Origin of the sequence: Algoriphagus ratkowskyi, assembly GCF_002150505.1 — a bacterium.
GTDB lineage: Bacteria > Bacteroidota > Bacteroidia > Cytophagales > Cyclobacteriaceae > Algoriphagus > Algoriphagus ratkowskyi.
In genome coordinates, this window is sequence record NZ_MSSV01000002.1 from 58,161 (window position 1) to 75,009 (window position 16,849).

General features: G+C 36.9%; 12 protein-coding genes. All 12 read right to left on the reverse strand.

Annotation, left to right across the window (positions count from 1 at the left end; translation table 11 throughout):
• Positions 1-27 precede the first annotated feature (27 nt).
• A complete protein-coding gene (locus BVH02_RS02015) occupies positions 28-2,385 on the reverse strand; it encodes a GumC family protein (protein WP_086498339.1) in 2,358 nt (785 codons plus the stop codon).
• A 7-nt stretch (positions 2,386-2,392) separates the two neighbouring features.
• Positions 2,393-3,124, reverse strand: a complete 732-nt coding sequence (locus BVH02_RS02020) for a polysaccharide biosynthesis/export family protein (RefSeq protein ID WP_086498947.1) — start codon at positions 3,122-3,124, stop codon at positions 2,393-2,395.
• Between the two features lie 164 nt (positions 3,125-3,288).
• A complete protein-coding gene (locus BVH02_RS02025; RefSeq protein ID WP_086498949.1) occupies positions 3,289-4,593 on the reverse strand; it encodes a nucleotide sugar dehydrogenase in 1,305 nt (434 codons plus the stop codon).
• Between the two features lie 239 nt (positions 4,594-4,832).
• Positions 4,833-6,518, reverse strand: coding sequence for a capsule assembly Wzi family protein (locus tag BVH02_RS02030; RefSeq protein WP_086498341.1), 1,686 nt, complete (start codon positions 6,516-6,518; stop codon positions 4,833-4,835).
• 5 nt (positions 6,519-6,523) lie between these two features.
• Positions 6,524-7,612 (reverse strand): DUF1972 domain-containing protein, encoded by a 1,089-nt coding sequence (locus BVH02_RS02035; RefSeq protein WP_086498343.1) that lies wholly within the window; start codon positions 7,610-7,612, stop codon positions 6,524-6,526.
• The gene (locus tag BVH02_RS02040; RefSeq protein ID WP_086498345.1) at positions 7,605-9,200 is read right to left on the reverse strand and encodes a glycoside hydrolase domain-containing protein; all 1,596 of its coding nucleotides are present in this window, start codon (positions 9,198-9,200) and stop codon (positions 7,605-7,607) included. Before BVH02_RS02040 ends, BVH02_RS02035 begins: the two co-directional genes overlap by 8 nt.
• A complete protein-coding gene (locus tag BVH02_RS02045) occupies positions 9,197-10,264 on the reverse strand; it encodes a glycosyltransferase family 4 protein (RefSeq protein ID WP_086498347.1) in 1,068 nt (355 codons plus the stop codon). Before BVH02_RS02045 ends, BVH02_RS02040 begins: the two co-directional genes overlap by 4 nt.
• Positions 10,227-11,387 carry a hypothetical protein gene (locus BVH02_RS02050; protein WP_146849409.1) on the reverse strand — a complete coding sequence of 387 codons (1,161 nt, stop codon included), beginning with the start codon at positions 11,385-11,387 and terminating at the stop codon, positions 10,227-10,229. Before BVH02_RS02050 ends, BVH02_RS02045 begins: the two co-directional genes overlap by 38 nt.
• On the reverse strand, positions 11,380-12,663 hold the full coding sequence (locus BVH02_RS02055) for a glycosyltransferase family protein (RefSeq protein WP_086498351.1): 1,284 nt from the start codon (positions 12,661-12,663) through the stop codon (positions 11,380-11,382). The genes BVH02_RS02050 and BVH02_RS02055 overlap by 8 nt, the downstream gene beginning before the upstream one ends.
• Positions 12,664-12,666: 3 nt before the next feature.
• Positions 12,667-13,836 carry a glycosyltransferase family protein gene (locus tag BVH02_RS02060; RefSeq protein WP_143244172.1) on the reverse strand — a complete coding sequence of 390 codons (1,170 nt, stop codon included), beginning with the start codon at positions 13,834-13,836 and terminating at the stop codon, positions 12,667-12,669.
• A complete protein-coding gene (gene asnB / locus BVH02_RS02065) occupies positions 13,833-15,710 on the reverse strand; it encodes an asparagine synthase (glutamine-hydrolyzing) (protein WP_086498354.1) in 1,878 nt (625 codons plus the stop codon). The genes BVH02_RS02060 and asnB overlap by 4 nt, the downstream gene beginning before the upstream one ends.
• A 7-nt stretch (positions 15,711-15,717) precedes the next feature.
• Positions 15,718-16,848 carry a glycosyltransferase family protein gene (locus tag BVH02_RS02070; RefSeq protein ID WP_086498356.1) on the reverse strand — a complete coding sequence of 377 codons (1,131 nt, stop codon included), beginning with the start codon at positions 16,846-16,848 and terminating at the stop codon, positions 15,718-15,720.
• Between the last annotated feature and the right edge of the window lies 1 nt (position 16,849).

Here is a 16,849-nt window from a genome sequence, read left to right on the forward strand (position 1 = left end):
TTTTTATGAATTTTTTTGTGAAACAATTTATTTACTTTTTTTATCGTCTTCATAGTAACCGTAACCATATCCATAAGTATAACCATACCCATAAGTTACATTTTTACCATCAACGCCGTTAAATACAGCATACAAATTATTAATGCCATTCTTGGTTTTAAGACCATTTAGTGCACTCACAAAGCTTCTCTGAGAGAAGTTCTGTCTAAACACGAATATGGTCATATCAACATAAGCTAGAAGATCGAGTGTCTCACTTACTAATCCCACAGGAGGAGTGTCCAAAATGATTACATCATATTCCTGTTTTAATTCAGCCATCAAGGTTGCAAAAGTCTCAGTAAATAACAGCTCCGCAGGGTTAGGTGGAGTTGGACCTGAAACAAGAATATCAAGGTTATCATACTTTGTTTGTTTCACGACATTCCTCCAATCTTTCTCTTGTTGACTGAGAATAGTGGAGAGTCCTTTATCATTTGGCAAACCAAAATCTTCAAAGATTTTCGGCTTTCTCATATCACAACCTATCAATATCGTCTTTTTACCAGTCAAAGAGTAAACCGAAGCAAGATTCATTGCACAAAAAGTCTTCCCTTCACCAGATATGGTAGAGGTAACCATTAGAGTAAGTTGATTCTCAGTAGGCAATATAAATTTAATATTTGCTCTCAAAGACCTAAACCCTTCTGCAATACCCGACTTACCCTGTTCAAAAACCGCTAGGCTATTTTTCTTTTTATTGAATAAAATAGTGGATAAAACAGGTATTTTAAGTCTATTCTCAAGAAACTTCACATCCTCGATTTTAGTACGTACAATTTCCCTCAAAAAAACCAGCATTATTGGGAAGAATAATCCAGCCAATATTGATATGAAATAATTTCTTGTATCCCTTGGACTTACTTTGCCTAAAGCAGTGGCAGGCTCAATAACTTTATTATTTGCTGTATTAGATGCCTTGGTAATTGCTGACTCAGCTCTTCTTTGACTTAAAAACGTATAAATATTTTCATTCAAGTCAAACTGCCTTTTAATTCTGATTAAATTTTGCTCAGTTTGAGGTAAGCTTCTAAATGAAACTTCGATTTGGTCTATTCTACTCTTCAGATCTTTTATTAAAAATGCTGAATTAGAATCACCATTTGCTAGCGCTTGTTGAATAGATAAATTAAGATCATTAATTTTCCTAATTACTTCCTTAACTATAGGAGAATCCTCCGTGTTGGTTGCCAGAATTCTTGACTTATCTACTTGTAAGGACAATAGGTTAGTGATAAGTGTATTTAATATTGGATCCTCTATACCAATTCCTGATGGAACAATTATATCTCTGTAATTTTCCCTTACTAAATAATCCTTTAACTTCTGATAATATGATTTTTTAAATTCCTCTTGTTTTAATTGAGTTTCATATTGCACCAATTGCTCGTAGACGATAGAACTTTCATTCTCTAAATCATAAATTTTATTTGATGATCTGAAAGTTTCTAGTTGACCTTCAAAAAACCGTAATGAATCCGCAACACCTGCTACTTGAGAATCTATAAAGGCGATGGTACTTTCTGCAATCTCATTTTTTTCTTCAAGTTCAAGCCTCATATATGTTTCCATAAGCTTGTTTAAATAAACTTCCCCTTTTACAGGGTTAGAAGTAACCAATGAGAGACTTAAAATGGATGCATTTCTGTCCACCTTTTGAATTTGCATATTACTTGCATATTCCCAAACCAACGAACTTAAATCACGAAGTTTAATCAGTATTTCTCCTGATTCTTCAATATTTGTTTTTGTAATTTTGAATGTGAAGTTATTCGTTTGAATTAACTCTCCGAAATTAAATACCTGTGGTTTAGGTAAGATTTCAAGTTGTATTACGTTTCCATCCGGAAGATATTTCCAATATACTTCCTCGATAAAACTTACGGTGTATTGTTCGGAATTAACCCAACTAATTTTCAATAAGCCATTAATTATCTGAGGAGATTTCCAATCTATTTCCGCCAGAATAGGAATGTTCCTATAGACCTCATTATTTATATATCGCCCTTCTTCAAAATATTCAACGTTGAAGTCCAACTGCTTTAAAGTTTCTTCAGCAATTGGTTTAGATTTAATAACAATAACCTCATTTTGTAATCCAAGATTGCCATTATCCATAATGCTAGGAGCATCAAATAATGCTAAGGCAGATTCTTTTTCCTTAACAAAAAACAAGCTAGAGACCTTATATAAAGGCACCGTGAATTTCGTGTAAAAATAACCGGCTAAAAAGAACACAACGACCGAAAGTAAAATATACGGCCAAATTCTAATAACTTTTGGGATTAAGGCTTTATAGTCGAATGATCTATTCTCTTGTAAAAGCAAATCTTCCTCTTCTCTCATTTTTGAATTATTTACTAATTAGTGCGATAACCAATGCTACTGTGGATACCAATGATGTTACGAATGTAAGTGTCTGAAGAAAATTCCCTTCTGAGCCTACTTCTCTAGCCTTCAATGGTTCTGCATAAAGAACATCATTTGGTCTTATGAAATAAAAATCTGAACTGAGTAAATTTTTATCAAGCAAATTAATTTTATTAATTTGTGATCCTTCAGGATATTGTCTAATTAAAACAATCTCTTCTCTTTTTGCAATTAAATTTAAATCTCCAGCTGCCGCAATAGCTTCAAATATTGTGACGCTATTTTGGAGTATGGTTTGCTTTCCAGGTGAATTAAATTCGCCTAAAGCACTGAACCTAATCCCTCCTAATCTAACTCTCACGAAATATTCATCCTCATTAACGAATTGTCGAACTTTATTTTCAATAACCTCTTTAGCTTGCTTCAAAGTATGCCCCTTTAAATTCAATTCGCCAATGAGCGGCAATTCTACTATTCCATTTCTGTCAAGAAAAAACCCATTCATAAAAAAAATATCTCCTCCATTCTGAACCCCCATCATATTTCCATTGGAGTTACTAGTTCCAGTCATTTCAAATAACTGGTTAATTTCAGCACTGGTGGTCTTAATATTAATTTCGATTATATCGTTTGACTGAAGCATATACTCCTCAGCATTATAAGGAATAATCTCGCTTGTCGATACTACAGGATCTGTTACTCCTAAATCTTGCATGTAAGTCAACTTTTTGTTGGATATACAGGAGGATGCTATCAAGACAAATAATATGATCCAGAAATTATTGGGCAAATGTATATTTTTCATTCTATCCATGGTACCGATTAAATTTAAATTCTTAAGTGTGGGTGATTTTTTTATATTTTAAGTTGATCTACAAATTATAATCTAGCATCAATATGTTCTTTTTTTAGAAATCCTTTCACATCATACACCACCTGATCTTTGGTCTTTGATATATTGAAAGAAGCAAATTCTTTATGGGCTACAGCCAAAATTATTGCTGAATATCCCTCTAGAATTGGGTCGCTTTCCTTACTCAAAATCTGTATCCCGTATTCATGCTCTACCTCCACTGGATTTGCCCAAGGATCATACACATCCACGTCCATATCAAAAGACTTTAATTCGTTGTAGATGTCAATCACACGTGTATTTCTTACATCAGGACAGTCTTCTTTGAATGTAAATCCTAAAATAAGAACTTTAGAATCTATCACTTTTAGATCCTTGCGCATCATTAGTTTGATGACTTCTGTGGCTACATGCTTCCCCATACTGTCATTAAGTCTTCTACCGGCTAGGATAATTTCTGGGTGATATCCTACTTCTTGAGCTTTTTGTGCAAGATAGAAAGGATCAACACCAATACAATGACCTCCAACGAGTCCCGGTTTGAATTTCAAAAAATTCCATTTGGTGCCGGCTGCTTCAAGAACTTCATTCGTGTCAATTCCCAACAAATTGAAAATCTTGGATAATTCATTTACAAATGCAATGTTTATGTCACGTTGAGAGTTTTCAATCACTTTTGCTGCTTCAGCCACCTTGATAGAAGATGCTTTATATGTACCCGCTGTAATAACAGTTCGATATAGCTGATCAACAAACTCTGCAATCTCTGGAGTAGAACCTGAGGTGACTTTCAAAATCTTGGCAACCGTGTGTTCTTTGTCTCCAGGGTTAATTCGCTCTGGTGAATAACCTGCAAAAAAATCATCATTGTATTTAAGCCCAGATATTTTTTCTAGAACAGGTACACATTCTTCTTCAGTCACTCCAGGGTAAACTGTGGATTCGTAGATGACTACATCTCCTTTATTCAAGAATTGACCAATATTCTCAGATGCTTTGAGCATTGGTGTAAGTACAGGTCTGTTATGCTTATCTGTCGGAGTAGGTACAGTAACAATATAAACCGTACAATCAGTAAGAGCTGAAGACTGATTACTGACGAATAATCCATTTCCAGATTTCCCGGAAAAATCGCTTACTAAAACTGATTTTAGCAGATCATCTGATATCTCAAGCGTATTATCTTTACCTGAATTCAATTCTCCTATCCGCTTTAAATCTATGTCAAAACCCACTGTAGGATACTTCTTTGCGAACTCAACTGCCAATGGAAGGCCAACATAACCTAAACCAATAATTGCGATTTTTACGTCTTTTAAATCTGTATTCATATTAAATTTTTTATTACCTGAAATCATAAAAAAGATTTCTTATTTACTTCTTTATACAGCTTCGCTCTTTCAGTCCCAAGACTTAGCTTTACAGGTAGAAATCAGGAAACTTACAGCTGGATAATTTGACATAAAATATGTCCTGATATCCTAAATGTTTAATTGAGTCTTAAGTGAGTACTTCTGGTACTCATTTAAAATTCAGCGCAAAACTAATCATTTTTAACTTATTTTAAGTATTACTTTTTCAACTTTTGGATTTGATAAATAAAATTTAAGGTCCCTGAAAAGGTCCACAGGTTCTGTCCTTGCGGAAAATCAATAGTTGAACTTGGAGAATTCTCCCATTGGTAATTTTGGCCTTGAATCATCTGAGCTTTACTACTGAGTATTAATCTATCCCATTGATGATCCCAGAGTAGCCCCACACTAAAATCTACCCATGGGCGCTTACTGGGATTTTCCGCAAAGGCTCTGTAATAGAAATCTTGATGATTTTCTAGTCTTTGTAGAAGGACCCCAACCTTATTGAGGTTGGTGATTTTGGAAACTTCCAATATCTGCGCATTACCTCCTACTCCAATTCCTACTCCCATAGATTGACCTTCATTGGTAAATCCTCGTACTTGGTAATGCGTATGCCAACTGGTATTTCCTGAATTAAGGTCTGCATATCTAATGTATCTATTCACAGACTCTGCCTGCTGAACAATCTCAGCTCGCACTTGAACAAATTCTCTTGGTTTGTTTGTCTTGAAGAGTTTGGAGAAACCAAACAGATACGCTCTTGCATGCTCTGGATTTAAGATAAATTCCCGCCAATTATAACTATGATCCTGCTTCCCATACTCTGCATACAGTTCGAAATTGCCTTTATCACTGTAATACCTCAAGAAAAAAGAGACTTGTTGATCCTGGCCCTCTGAATCATAAACAACCGAATTATCATTAGTGAATAAATTTACCTTTTGAAAGGCTTCAAGAACAGGCATTCTTCCCTGGAAAGTATTGGTCACATCGTCATTGTATTGCTGAAAAGTTCTACTAAAGCCCGCAAAAAAATTAGGTAAAAACACTGGCTGAAATGTCATAGTTAAACCAGTAACATATTTCCAGTCGTCGCGGAAAGGTCTAGCAAAAATACTATTCAAGCGTGCATTTTGAGAAGGTAGCAAACCAGAATCCTCTGCTCTACCCACGATCAACTCGGCTTCTAGCTTCCCTATAAAAATATTTACTGGTCGGCTAGTCCGTAAAAACAAATGCTTCATCCCCCTAGCATTATTACTGAAAATCAGTGAATTAAACTGACCTGGCCCCCACCAAATATTCTCAGTGGATGCTCCAAGTGCTATAGGACCTGCATTTAGGCTAATGTAAGATTGACCCCACCAAGCGAATGAATTATACGCTTCCGAAAATCGCTCTGGATGATCCCCAAAATTCCAATACCTGAATCTTGCAAAAAGGATATTATCAGAATAATTTTCACCAAAACCTTGATAGGGTTTATTCTGGCTTGCAACGAATTCCGGTCTAAATTGAAAATTCAAAAACAGCAATTTCCCATAAATACCAGGAGATAGCAGCGTCTGAATTCCAGCACTATTCATCATGCTAAAATTACCCCAACCGTATGGTCTATTGGAATTATAAACTGTGGTGCTAAGCACTGGAAGGAGTTCCAAATGAGCCTTCTTCACGTGAATTGGCAAAGTGTCATTTAGGGAATTAAAGCGATTTTGCTTCAGATTCACAATAGGCCTCAATCCAAAGGAAAAGTCTTTTAATTCTTCTACTCCTTGTAATTGCTGCCTTCTGAGGCTTTCTTCCAAAACAGGAAATCCGGCTGGAATAGTCTGCGACAAGCTAGCATTGGCAATAAAGAAAACCAAATAGAGAGAATTCCGAAATAATGGAAACATCAATTTCAAAGTGATTTCAACATCTTGACGTACTGTTTATTTATCGCTTTCCACGAGTAATTTTTTCGAGCAAGTTTATACATGACGCCAGACATCTCATCTCTATCATACTCCTTCAGCTTGGATAATTGCAAATACAACTCATTTGAATTATTGAAATAAATTGCCTGATTGAAAGTAGTCTCTCTATTGTAATTTACTCCAAATGCAATAATCGGAAGGCCTAGATACATGGCCTCTACAAGAGAGGGATTAGTTCCTCCTGCACTATGACCATGCAGGTAGTAATGACAATTTGATCTCAATACGTTCAGCTCTTCACTTGCATAAATGGGATTATACAAAATCACATTCTTCTTTGTAGAGTACTTTTCATACAGTCGCATGCCGTAGTCACTGGCATTCCAATTCCCTACGATCACATAGGGAAAAGAAAGGTCATTCTCAGAGAAAACCTTCAGTTGCATTTCTATATTATTTTCTGGCTCAATACGGCAGACAGTAAAAATATAAGGCGAAGTTATGAATGAGTATTTCTTTTTATAAGGAATAGGGTCCACATAGCTTACATGGTTTGCTCCATAGGCTATCAAATGTGAATCAGCATTATATTCTTCCTTTACATAATCGTAAATATGCTTGTTGTCTGATATAATAGAATCAGAATACTTAACAGCTACAGATTCTGAGAACTTCAAAAATCTCTTTGCAAAAGCCCCCCATTTATCACGCTTCCACTCTAATCCATCAATGTGGGTAACAATTTTAGCTTTGGTAAATGGACGTATCATAGGAATGGAGATAGCTCCCGAAACTCCTAAGATCAAAATATAGTCAAATCCTTTGGTTGACTTCCATAGAGAAATCGAATCATAGATTACACTCTGCACACCGTTGGCCTTGAGATTTAAGTAAACAAGCTTTGCACCCTTATAGGTATCCATCTTCTCAGGATAACTCGAACTTTGACAGTAAATTGTGACGTCGTAAAACTTTGGCAGTAAGTCTAGTAGGTATTCTACCAAAGTTTCAAAACCTCCGTAATTAGCAGGGACACCCACTATGCCGACAATAGCTAATTTTTTCTTAATCATTGAGATAGTTCTTCATTGCTCTCACCATACTACTTCTTTCGGTCTGATTATTACGCAAAAAGTAACGGGTATGTGAAGTTATTAATTCTTGTGTTTTACTAAGATTGGCTTTTTGATCTGCCTTAAGAACTTCTTCCAATGCATCTTTCAAAAGTAAATACCGCAAAGAAACTTGTCCATCAGGATATACAAAGTGGCTATCTCCAGAAGGTAAGTCTGAAAATAACGCTGATTTCATTATCTGTGGTGACCAGAGATTGAACGCCCATCTTAGCATACCATCGTACCCATGTGCTCTAGAGAGCATTACCAAGAAGTAGATGTCTTCATAATTCGAAGCAATTAACATATTTGGTTGCACTTCAAAGCAAGAGGTATAGATTGTAGTTTTGTATCCTTTAGAAATTCTCGCAGCCAATTGGTTAGGTTCTAATATGATATTGCTAGACAAAGAATAGTCAAATATTTCCTCTGATAAAGTCGAACTGAATGTGCCCGAGTATCCAAACTTAAATTTTGGCTCAATTTCTTTTACAAAATGAATGAGATTTTCAGTCATCGAAAAATCACGCTCATCAATCCAAAAGACGGTCTTATCCATCCATTTTTTAGACTTTAAGAATGAGGCGAAGTCAATGAGAAAAGGCTTCCAAAATGCTTTATACTCCGGGGTACCTGGTTCAGAAGTAAAGGTCTTTATTTGACCAGAAGCTTCATCAAAGTAAAAGTATGTTAAGTTCCACGGAAAAAGATTATGTACAGCAATTTCTTTTGAAATGCCTTTCGATACTGCCAGTTCTACATATTTTTCAAAAATTGAATAATTATAAGTAAAGGAGCCATCCTTCTTTTTGCAAACTTGGATCATCATCTGCTCCAGCGGTTTGACAGAAGTGTTATACAAGTCGTAGAATATAGATGTAGTAACCACCCCTTGATTGATCCCTTTCAACTGGTCAAACATCAAGGCTATTTTGTTCCAATGCTCCGATGAATAAGGAACAAGTGCATGATATGTGGAAATAGAAAGTGGAAATTGCCAAAAGTCAATTTCATAGTTCAATGATGAAAAATCAGGAAGATTCCTGTCGATCACATGGATCACTGCCTTCATTTTATGTTCAATCCCAGCCTGCGTAAATAGCAATGTCAGGGGATATTTGCCTGATTTAAGTTTGTTGAGCCCTTGAATTTTCACCAAACCATAATTGGTTTTGCCTTCTACCTTGAATGTATTGTTGGTTAAAACTTCAGCTCTATCTGGGAACATCTTTTTCTCAAAATTCCCATTTGAGATTGCTTCACCGCAATTTCCAGCCGATATATCCCCTTCTACTAAATGCAATTGTAATAACTCAGTTTTAAAATTTTTAGAATCAAAAGAAAGCTTAACTGTAAAATCACTCTCAGAATCCGTATTAATCAAAAAAGGTAAAATTATCGTCTCATTCTTCCATGATTTGAATACAGAATTATCTGATAATCTGCTTCCGAAATTTTCAAATGTGGTAAAAGCACCAGCAATCTGTGCCAGAAGAGAAGTGGTTTGAATCGTACAACAGATTAAAATTAAGAGTAACTTTTTCATTGATTTAGTAAGTTTGCCACTTTTTCTTCAAAATTCCCTCTTACAAAATCTATTTTTTTGAGGGCAGACCCGCTACTTAACAGCTTCCAGAAATCAGGCTCAGCAACCATTTTTTCTATTTTTCCTGCAATCTTATCGAGTTTTGTATAATTGATACAAAAACCATTGAAACCCTCTTCGACTAATTCCGTGACCCCTCCTACCTCAGGCACTATCGCGGGAAGATTGTAATACATCCCTTCCAAGATGGTCATACCAAAAGTCTCCACACATTCATCGGGATGTGTTAGATTTAAAATCAGTGAGGCCTTTTCAAAAAATGGGTGCACGTCTTTTTGAACTGGAAACACTTGGATATTGAAAGTCAAAACCTCTGTTTCTACGAATTGATTCACTTCCTCCGATTCATCGCTGAGAACTAACGTGAAACTTACCGCTGGCAGTCTCTTAGCAAGAGATATAAATTCTGTCACTCCTTTGTACGGTCGAAGGGAAGCTAGCATCAAGACATCAAATCTCTCAGATTTTACACCTTGCATTTTTGATTTCTCTTCAAAATCTTTAGTCACACAATTATAAATCACCTGCGCTTCAATTCCTTGAAGGTTTGCGTTAGCTTGTAAGTAATCGGAAACCACTATCACTTCAGAAGAAAAATTGCGAACCACCCAAAACAGAAAATTGCTCAACAGCTTGGGATTAATCTCGTTTTCATGCACATGAGTGATTACCCTTTTGCCTAAAAGCCTTCCAACAAGTATTGCTCCGAAAGGCAAAATAGTGTTGACATAAAATATTTTTTGCTCTTTCTGTATGGTAAAAAGCAATTGTATGGCCAGTAATAATTGACTGAAGAAGAATGAAAAAAGTGTGAATATGCGATGTTCAGATCTTTTATAAAAATTGGTTTTACGTTCAAATGAAGACAAAAACCCGTCAGTTTCACTCGTGTATAAGCTTACGTCATATCCTTCCTTGAGCGCAGTATGAATTACGCTTGAAAGAATCTGAGGGCTACCTGTGAAATTATTCAGCAGGTGGAAAAACACAACCCTTGGTCGCATTCGGAGATTTAGAGTTTAGAATTATCAGAAAAACACTGATCATTAAATAAAGCGTTGTAGCATAAAATTCATGGGTAAATTGCTGCGCTAGTAAGAAAATGTAGAAAAACATGGCTGCGTAAAATACCTTCTTCCTGATAAACAAAAGGGTCGAAAACATAAACACAGCAGCCAAATAGGCTACATAACCAATAAAACCATAGGTGTATAAGAGCACTGACGTTCCATTTTCAATATATCCTGTACGGTAAATAGTAGTTCTAGCGATCACCTCATCTACCATATTATTCCCATGCCCAAAAAGATATTCTTTCCAAGCTGAATATTCGAAAAAGGAAATCCTAAAAGCCTGAAGTAAATCTGCACGGGAGTTTAGGGTGCTCACATTGAAAATCAGTTTGTTGATAAATTCAAAGTAATAGAGGTAGAAAACAATAGCCAATACTACAGTAGTTATGAAAATTCTTCTATGCCTGAAGAAGAGTATAATGTAGAATACCACCATGGTATTTCTGTTAAAAGTAAGTATCAGTCCAAGTATTGCAATCCAGTAAGCTATTGAATCTAGTCTCGTCAGAATGCCCGATTCTTTCTTCCAATAAAAAATCAAAAACCAACTTATCAATAAGGTTCCAAATGACTGAACTGTAGTGGTGAAGCCTTTCGCAGCATGAAGAAATGGTAAGCCTTTATCATACATCGGGTGAACATAGATATTGTACCCAACTAGATAACTGCTAAATACAAATAAAATGCCTGCAACGATATGTATGAAAATTGCCCAGTAGATGATGTCGAGAAAGCCTTCCTCTTCGGAAACTAAGCTTGCAAAAAACAGCCCTAACACTGGGAAAAAGATGATTAAAGAGGAATCAGGAAGGTTCAATAAGTATGGCAACAGGAAATAAGATGCCACGCCAATTATTGGAAACAGTGAGTTGGCAGAAAATGACTTATTCTGAAAAATCTGATGGAACAAGAGCAAGCCCAAGACTCCCAACATAGCCACCTTATCCAAGGGCAAGCTAATCATTGTAGAACAGGACACCAGAAAAACCAATAGTATCATTCCAGTTTTGCCTATTACACGTGTTGATTGGATAGCTAAAACCGAACTAGTCACCCAGTACCTCCTTGATTTGTAGTAGCTGATTGAACCTGGAATATTTAATGATTTTTGCCTGAGAGTTTGTTCTCAATTCTCCTACTTCTCCCCGCTCATATAGTCCTTTGATTTTTAATAGTTGCTCATAGCATCCTTCTGCTGAGTTAGCGACAAAACCTAGTCCTGACTCCGTGATCATTTGCTCCATTACGTCCCCATCTGAAGGACACATTAATACAGGCTTGCCTAACGCCAAATACTCATAAAGTTTGCTGCTAGGAATTCCTTTCATGTTTCCGTAGGCCATGGCTAAGACAGCATGAGATTTTTGCAATTCAATTAAAGCTAGCGCTCTAGGAAGTCGATCTGTTACTTTTACCAAATGCTGCAATTCTAATGGGACACTAGCTAGGATTCGCTTTAGTTGTTTCACATCAAAGCCAGCTCCAAGAAAAACTAATTGAAAAGGATTTCCATTACTTTGAGCTAGTTGCAAGGCTCCGAAGATCGCTGAGAGATCTTGGGAAGGGTATAAAACACCGCTGTAAGTAAGAGTGAAAATCGGATATAAATCTTCTGATTTCAGGTTAAACAATTCCTCTTCAAATCCATTTTCGATGGTGTAGCCTTTTTTTCCAAGAAATTTGCTTAATCGATCAGTGTAGAGCTTAGAAACTGAAATAATAGATTCAGCGGTTCCTACCCACTTTTTTTCATAATTAGCTTCAATTTTGGCGATCCATTGACGAATGGCTCCTCCCGAATTTTGCATCTGAAGTTCATTGGTACTCCAATCATCCCTATAGTCGGCGATCCATTTGAGACCCAGCTCAGTTTTGAGTGAATACCCTAATCTAAACAGGTAGAATGGCTCACCAGAAATGATTGCTACGTCGAAGGATGTATTCTTTAGAAGATTTTTGGTAAAAGGTAAAAAGTTTGAAAACGAAGTGAATTTCAAGGTAAACCTAGCTAAAAATACATCCAGTAATTTGGTGAGCAAAAAGAGTGGTCGTAGTGCTGACTCTCCAAAAGTAAGGTATGCTCGATCTAATATTCCGGGTTGAAAAGGCAGGTAATACACTTCATGCGTATCAAATACTTCGTGGCGCACAGTATGTCCGTAAGCGCGCTTGGTATCATGGTGCGAACGGATATCAGCAGTCCATTCTCGTGTGATAACAGTAGGATAATAACCTAGGCGATGCAGGTTTCTAGCCCAAAAAGTAATACGCTGAGAGGGTGTCAGCGTACAGGGTGTAAAGTAATTGGAAATTAGAAGTATTTTTTTCAAAAACTATTCTTGGGCAGTAGAATGGGTCTCATGCACTGAGATTAAATGAAGGTCGAAAAGAATTTGCTCCATTACTTTCTCATTTTCATTATTAGAATACTTCAAGGCAGTGCGGTTCGAATTTTCTTTCATCCTTTCAATTTCAGAGTTGGATAGTGCGTTTAGCATCGCTGCCATTTCCTTTTCATCGAAGGACTTGGTGACAATACCATTATTCTCAGCTCTTACTATTTTTTCCATCTCTGGGGACGGTCCTATTGCAATGGCTAAACGAGCCTGAATAAACTCAAACAATTTATTAGGAAGTGCATTCGCATAATTAAAGTTTACCGGCTCCAAAATAAAAAGGCCTATATCAAAAGAGTTAATGAATGCAGAAATTTGAGTGGTTGGAACAGGTGTTAAAAATTCTACGTTTCGCCCGGACGCTAAGATTTTGAGCTCTTCAAAATACTTCTGATCAGTAGGCATTAGGATAAGCTTCAACTCAAATCTTTGATCCAGTTGATCCATCATGAGAATCATTTTCTCGATTTTCCTGCTACGGATAGCAATTCCATGATGAACAATCTGGATCGTATCACCGATGGGTGAAGGGCTGAGATTTGATTCATATTCCGGTGTATTGAGAATCAATTCTGCTTTTACACCATATTCCTTTTGATAATCTTGTGCAATACCATCACAGACGGTCAAAAACTTATCTGCTTGTGGAATGTAATTGGCGCAGACGTACTCCAAGAATCCTTTGTGAAACCATTTCCAGACAAAAACATCACTAAATTCCTTCGCATATTGCTCGTGAGCATCGAAAATAACTTTAACATTGGGATGAGTTTCTTTCAATGCAATTGCCAATGGCCAAGTTTCTGCATCGTTAGCCACTATTAAATCAAAGCTTGAGGATTGATTTGCAAGCTCTTTAAAGCTACTGTGTTGTAGTGAGTCTTTTACCCTGAGCTTATATAACCCTGCGACCATTACACCGAGTTTCATAGCTCTGGAAAATGGAGATTTCACTTTGATTAAAGGATAAAAAACGTGAGCCCCTTCATATGCCAAGCCACTGAGAACTAGTTCAAAGTCAATTTTTTTGAAAAATGATATCTGACGAAGCACTCTTGGATCTGAGTGCATCGTCGAATAAGACAATATTAGAACTCGTTTACTCAAGATTCATACATTTTTGCAACCATGAGATGACTCCAACTTCCGTCCCCTTGAGTATTTGCAGCTTGGGAGACTATAGGAAGATCTTTTGCCCCTAGCTTAAGAATCCCTTCTTTACTTAGAACTTCTCGAGCTGCTCTGATTTTTTCTTGGCTTTTTGAACTCTCCATCCAGGATTTCTGAGGAGGCTCAAACCCTATCTTATCCTTTCTCCAGGTAATTTCCTCAGGTAAAAGTCCCTGAAAAGCTTCTCGCATCAGATATTTAGTCCAGCCATTGTGAATCTTGAATTCAGCAGGCATGGAGAACACAAACTCAACTAGATCATGTGACAAAAATGGAAGCCTCACTTCACGGCTATGTGCCATAGAGTTACGGTCAGCATACCTAAGCAAAGTGGGCAATCCTACCTCAAAGGTTGAGAAGTAGAGATGGCTATTCAGGTTCCCCAAGTCAAAGTTAAAGTCATTGTATGCCTTCTTTTTATATTGGCCGAAAAAATCATCCGACATTAAAGTGGAGTTCTTCTTTTTATAATTGACCACTTTTCTTCCAACTTTATTAATCAAACTAGGAAAGCGAGATGCTACAGATTGCTTTAATCCTGGCTTGGCTACTTTCGCATTGATCTCATTTTGCTGATGAAGGTGCAGATAGGATGAAAACTCCTTTTCAAATTTGCTTCCAGATTTTTTTCTTATCTCATTGAAAAATGTGGTGAAATAAGGATGATAACCAGCTAGTATCTCATCCGCTCCCTGACCGTCTAGGAGCACCGTTACTCCATGTTTTTTTGCTAATTCATAGACTTGGTACTGAACCAAGATGCTTGCCGATCCAAATGGCTCCTCTTGATGGTAGCATATTTTATCAAAAACGCCCTCCATCTCATCCATATCACTATAGATCTCATGTGAGGTGATCCTAGTCTGCTCTCGAACTTTATCGATGAAATACCCTTCGTCTTTATGGAAATTTCTAAAACGCGCAGAGAAGGTGTTTTGGATAGATTCAGGATGGTCCTTTAATAGGTCATCGATAGCGCAAACGACAAGAGAACTGTCAATTCCGCCAGATAAACTGGAACCCACTAATACGTCCGACCTAAGTCTTCTGCTTACTGATTCCATAAATAAGCTTCTAAACTTTTCTTTAGCCTCGGCTAGGCTTATCGAACGGTTCTGTTTCAATGGATCAATTCTCCAATAATTTTTAATCTGGAATTTTCCATTTTTCCACACCAAATAATGGCCTGGCTCTAGTCTTCTTACACCTTTATAAAATGTTTGTCCTGAATCGGAGTGATTGTCCAGTAGATCATAATGGAGATAATTGAAAACCATTTCAGAATCTGGAATTTTCGATATTCCCAATGCCCAAAACTCTTTCATTTCAGATGCAAAGAAAAATGCTCCTTCTATTTGAGTATAGAAAAAAGGCTTTTCTCCGAATCGATCTCTTGCACAGAATACTTCACCGGTTTGCTTGTCATAAAGCGCAAAAGCAAACATCCCATCTAAATCTTCGAGGCATCGTTCCCGCTTTAAATCGAAAAGAGCGAGTAGGACTTCCGTATCTGAGTGACTTCGAAACTGGTAACCATTTTTGATTAGCCTCTCTTTTATTTCAAGGTAATTGTAAATCTCTCCATTAAAGGTCAAGGTATAGCGATCAAGGTAATGCATAGGTTGCGCACCTGATTCGCTAAGATCTAGAATCGAAAGTCTTCGATGACCAAAGCCAACCTTGCCATCCTCGCTGACCCAGTGGCCCGAGCCATCTGGTCCACGGTGGATTATTGAGTTGGTCATATTCACCAATTTTTCTTTGCTTACTTGATTAGGGTTTTCAGAAAGTATTCCCGCTATTCCGCACATAGAAATATCAATTATTTAAACTTTGTATAGAACTTAATAATAGGCTGTTGTATTGTTCTGCATTTAATTCCATGGCTGCCTGATTAGAATTACGCTTAAATGTATTAATCTCATCATGTGACAACTTGCTTAATAGTGAATGCATGGACTCTACTGAGAAATCGCTTGAAACAATACCTAATTCATATTCCTTCACCACATTAGCCATTTCTGGAGAAGGGCCTACGGCTATCGCTAATCGAGCTTGAATAAATTCAAAAAACTTGTTTGGCAAAGCATGCAGATAGTTGAAGTTGGCAGGAGGAAGTAGAAACAAGCCAATGTCGTACTCACTAATTGACGAAACTATGTCATCAAACGCTACTGGAGGTATTATTCTTACGTTCGTGTAATTTGAAGCAAGTGCAGTTAACTTGTCGAAGTATGCTTGATCCTGATATACAAGCATCATATCTAGCTCATAATTAACTTCTAACCGACCTGCTAACTCAATCATATTTTCCAGACTTCGCTCTTTAATTGCTACTCCATGATGAATCATCCGGATTTTACCATCTGAGCGAAGCTTAGGTTTCAGATTCGGATAATAGGGCCCAGCATTAGGGATAATTATGGAATCTCTACCATAAGCAGTTTTACATTCCTGCCCTATTCCTTCACAAACATTAATTAGTAAATCAATTTTGGGAAGATGGGTACGGTAAATATGATCGTGAATCTTACCCCAAGTAGACTTCCATCGTTGGTCACTTTCGAATTCTTTAGGGTGAAATTCGTGCGCATTGAAAACCAATTTGTATTGGCGGTTTGCTTTGGAAAAATAGGACAAATATGCTCCAGGATGCACGATCACTATATCAGGATTCGTTTCTCTAATCAATCGATCAATTTTTGATTGAATAGATGGATACCTTCCTTTGAATACTCTCCCTAAGGATAAAACTCTAAAGATTTTGCCCAGCGTATATTCAAAGCTAGAAAGCACGAATTTCTCAGCATCGATGTATTCAATGTTTTTATCGTGGGGTGGTGTAATGCCAGTGGCTATAATTTCAAAATTGTTTTTTAACGCATCAATTTCACGAATAACACGTGGCGCATTATGAAGAGGATTTATTGTGAAAATTAATATTTTCATA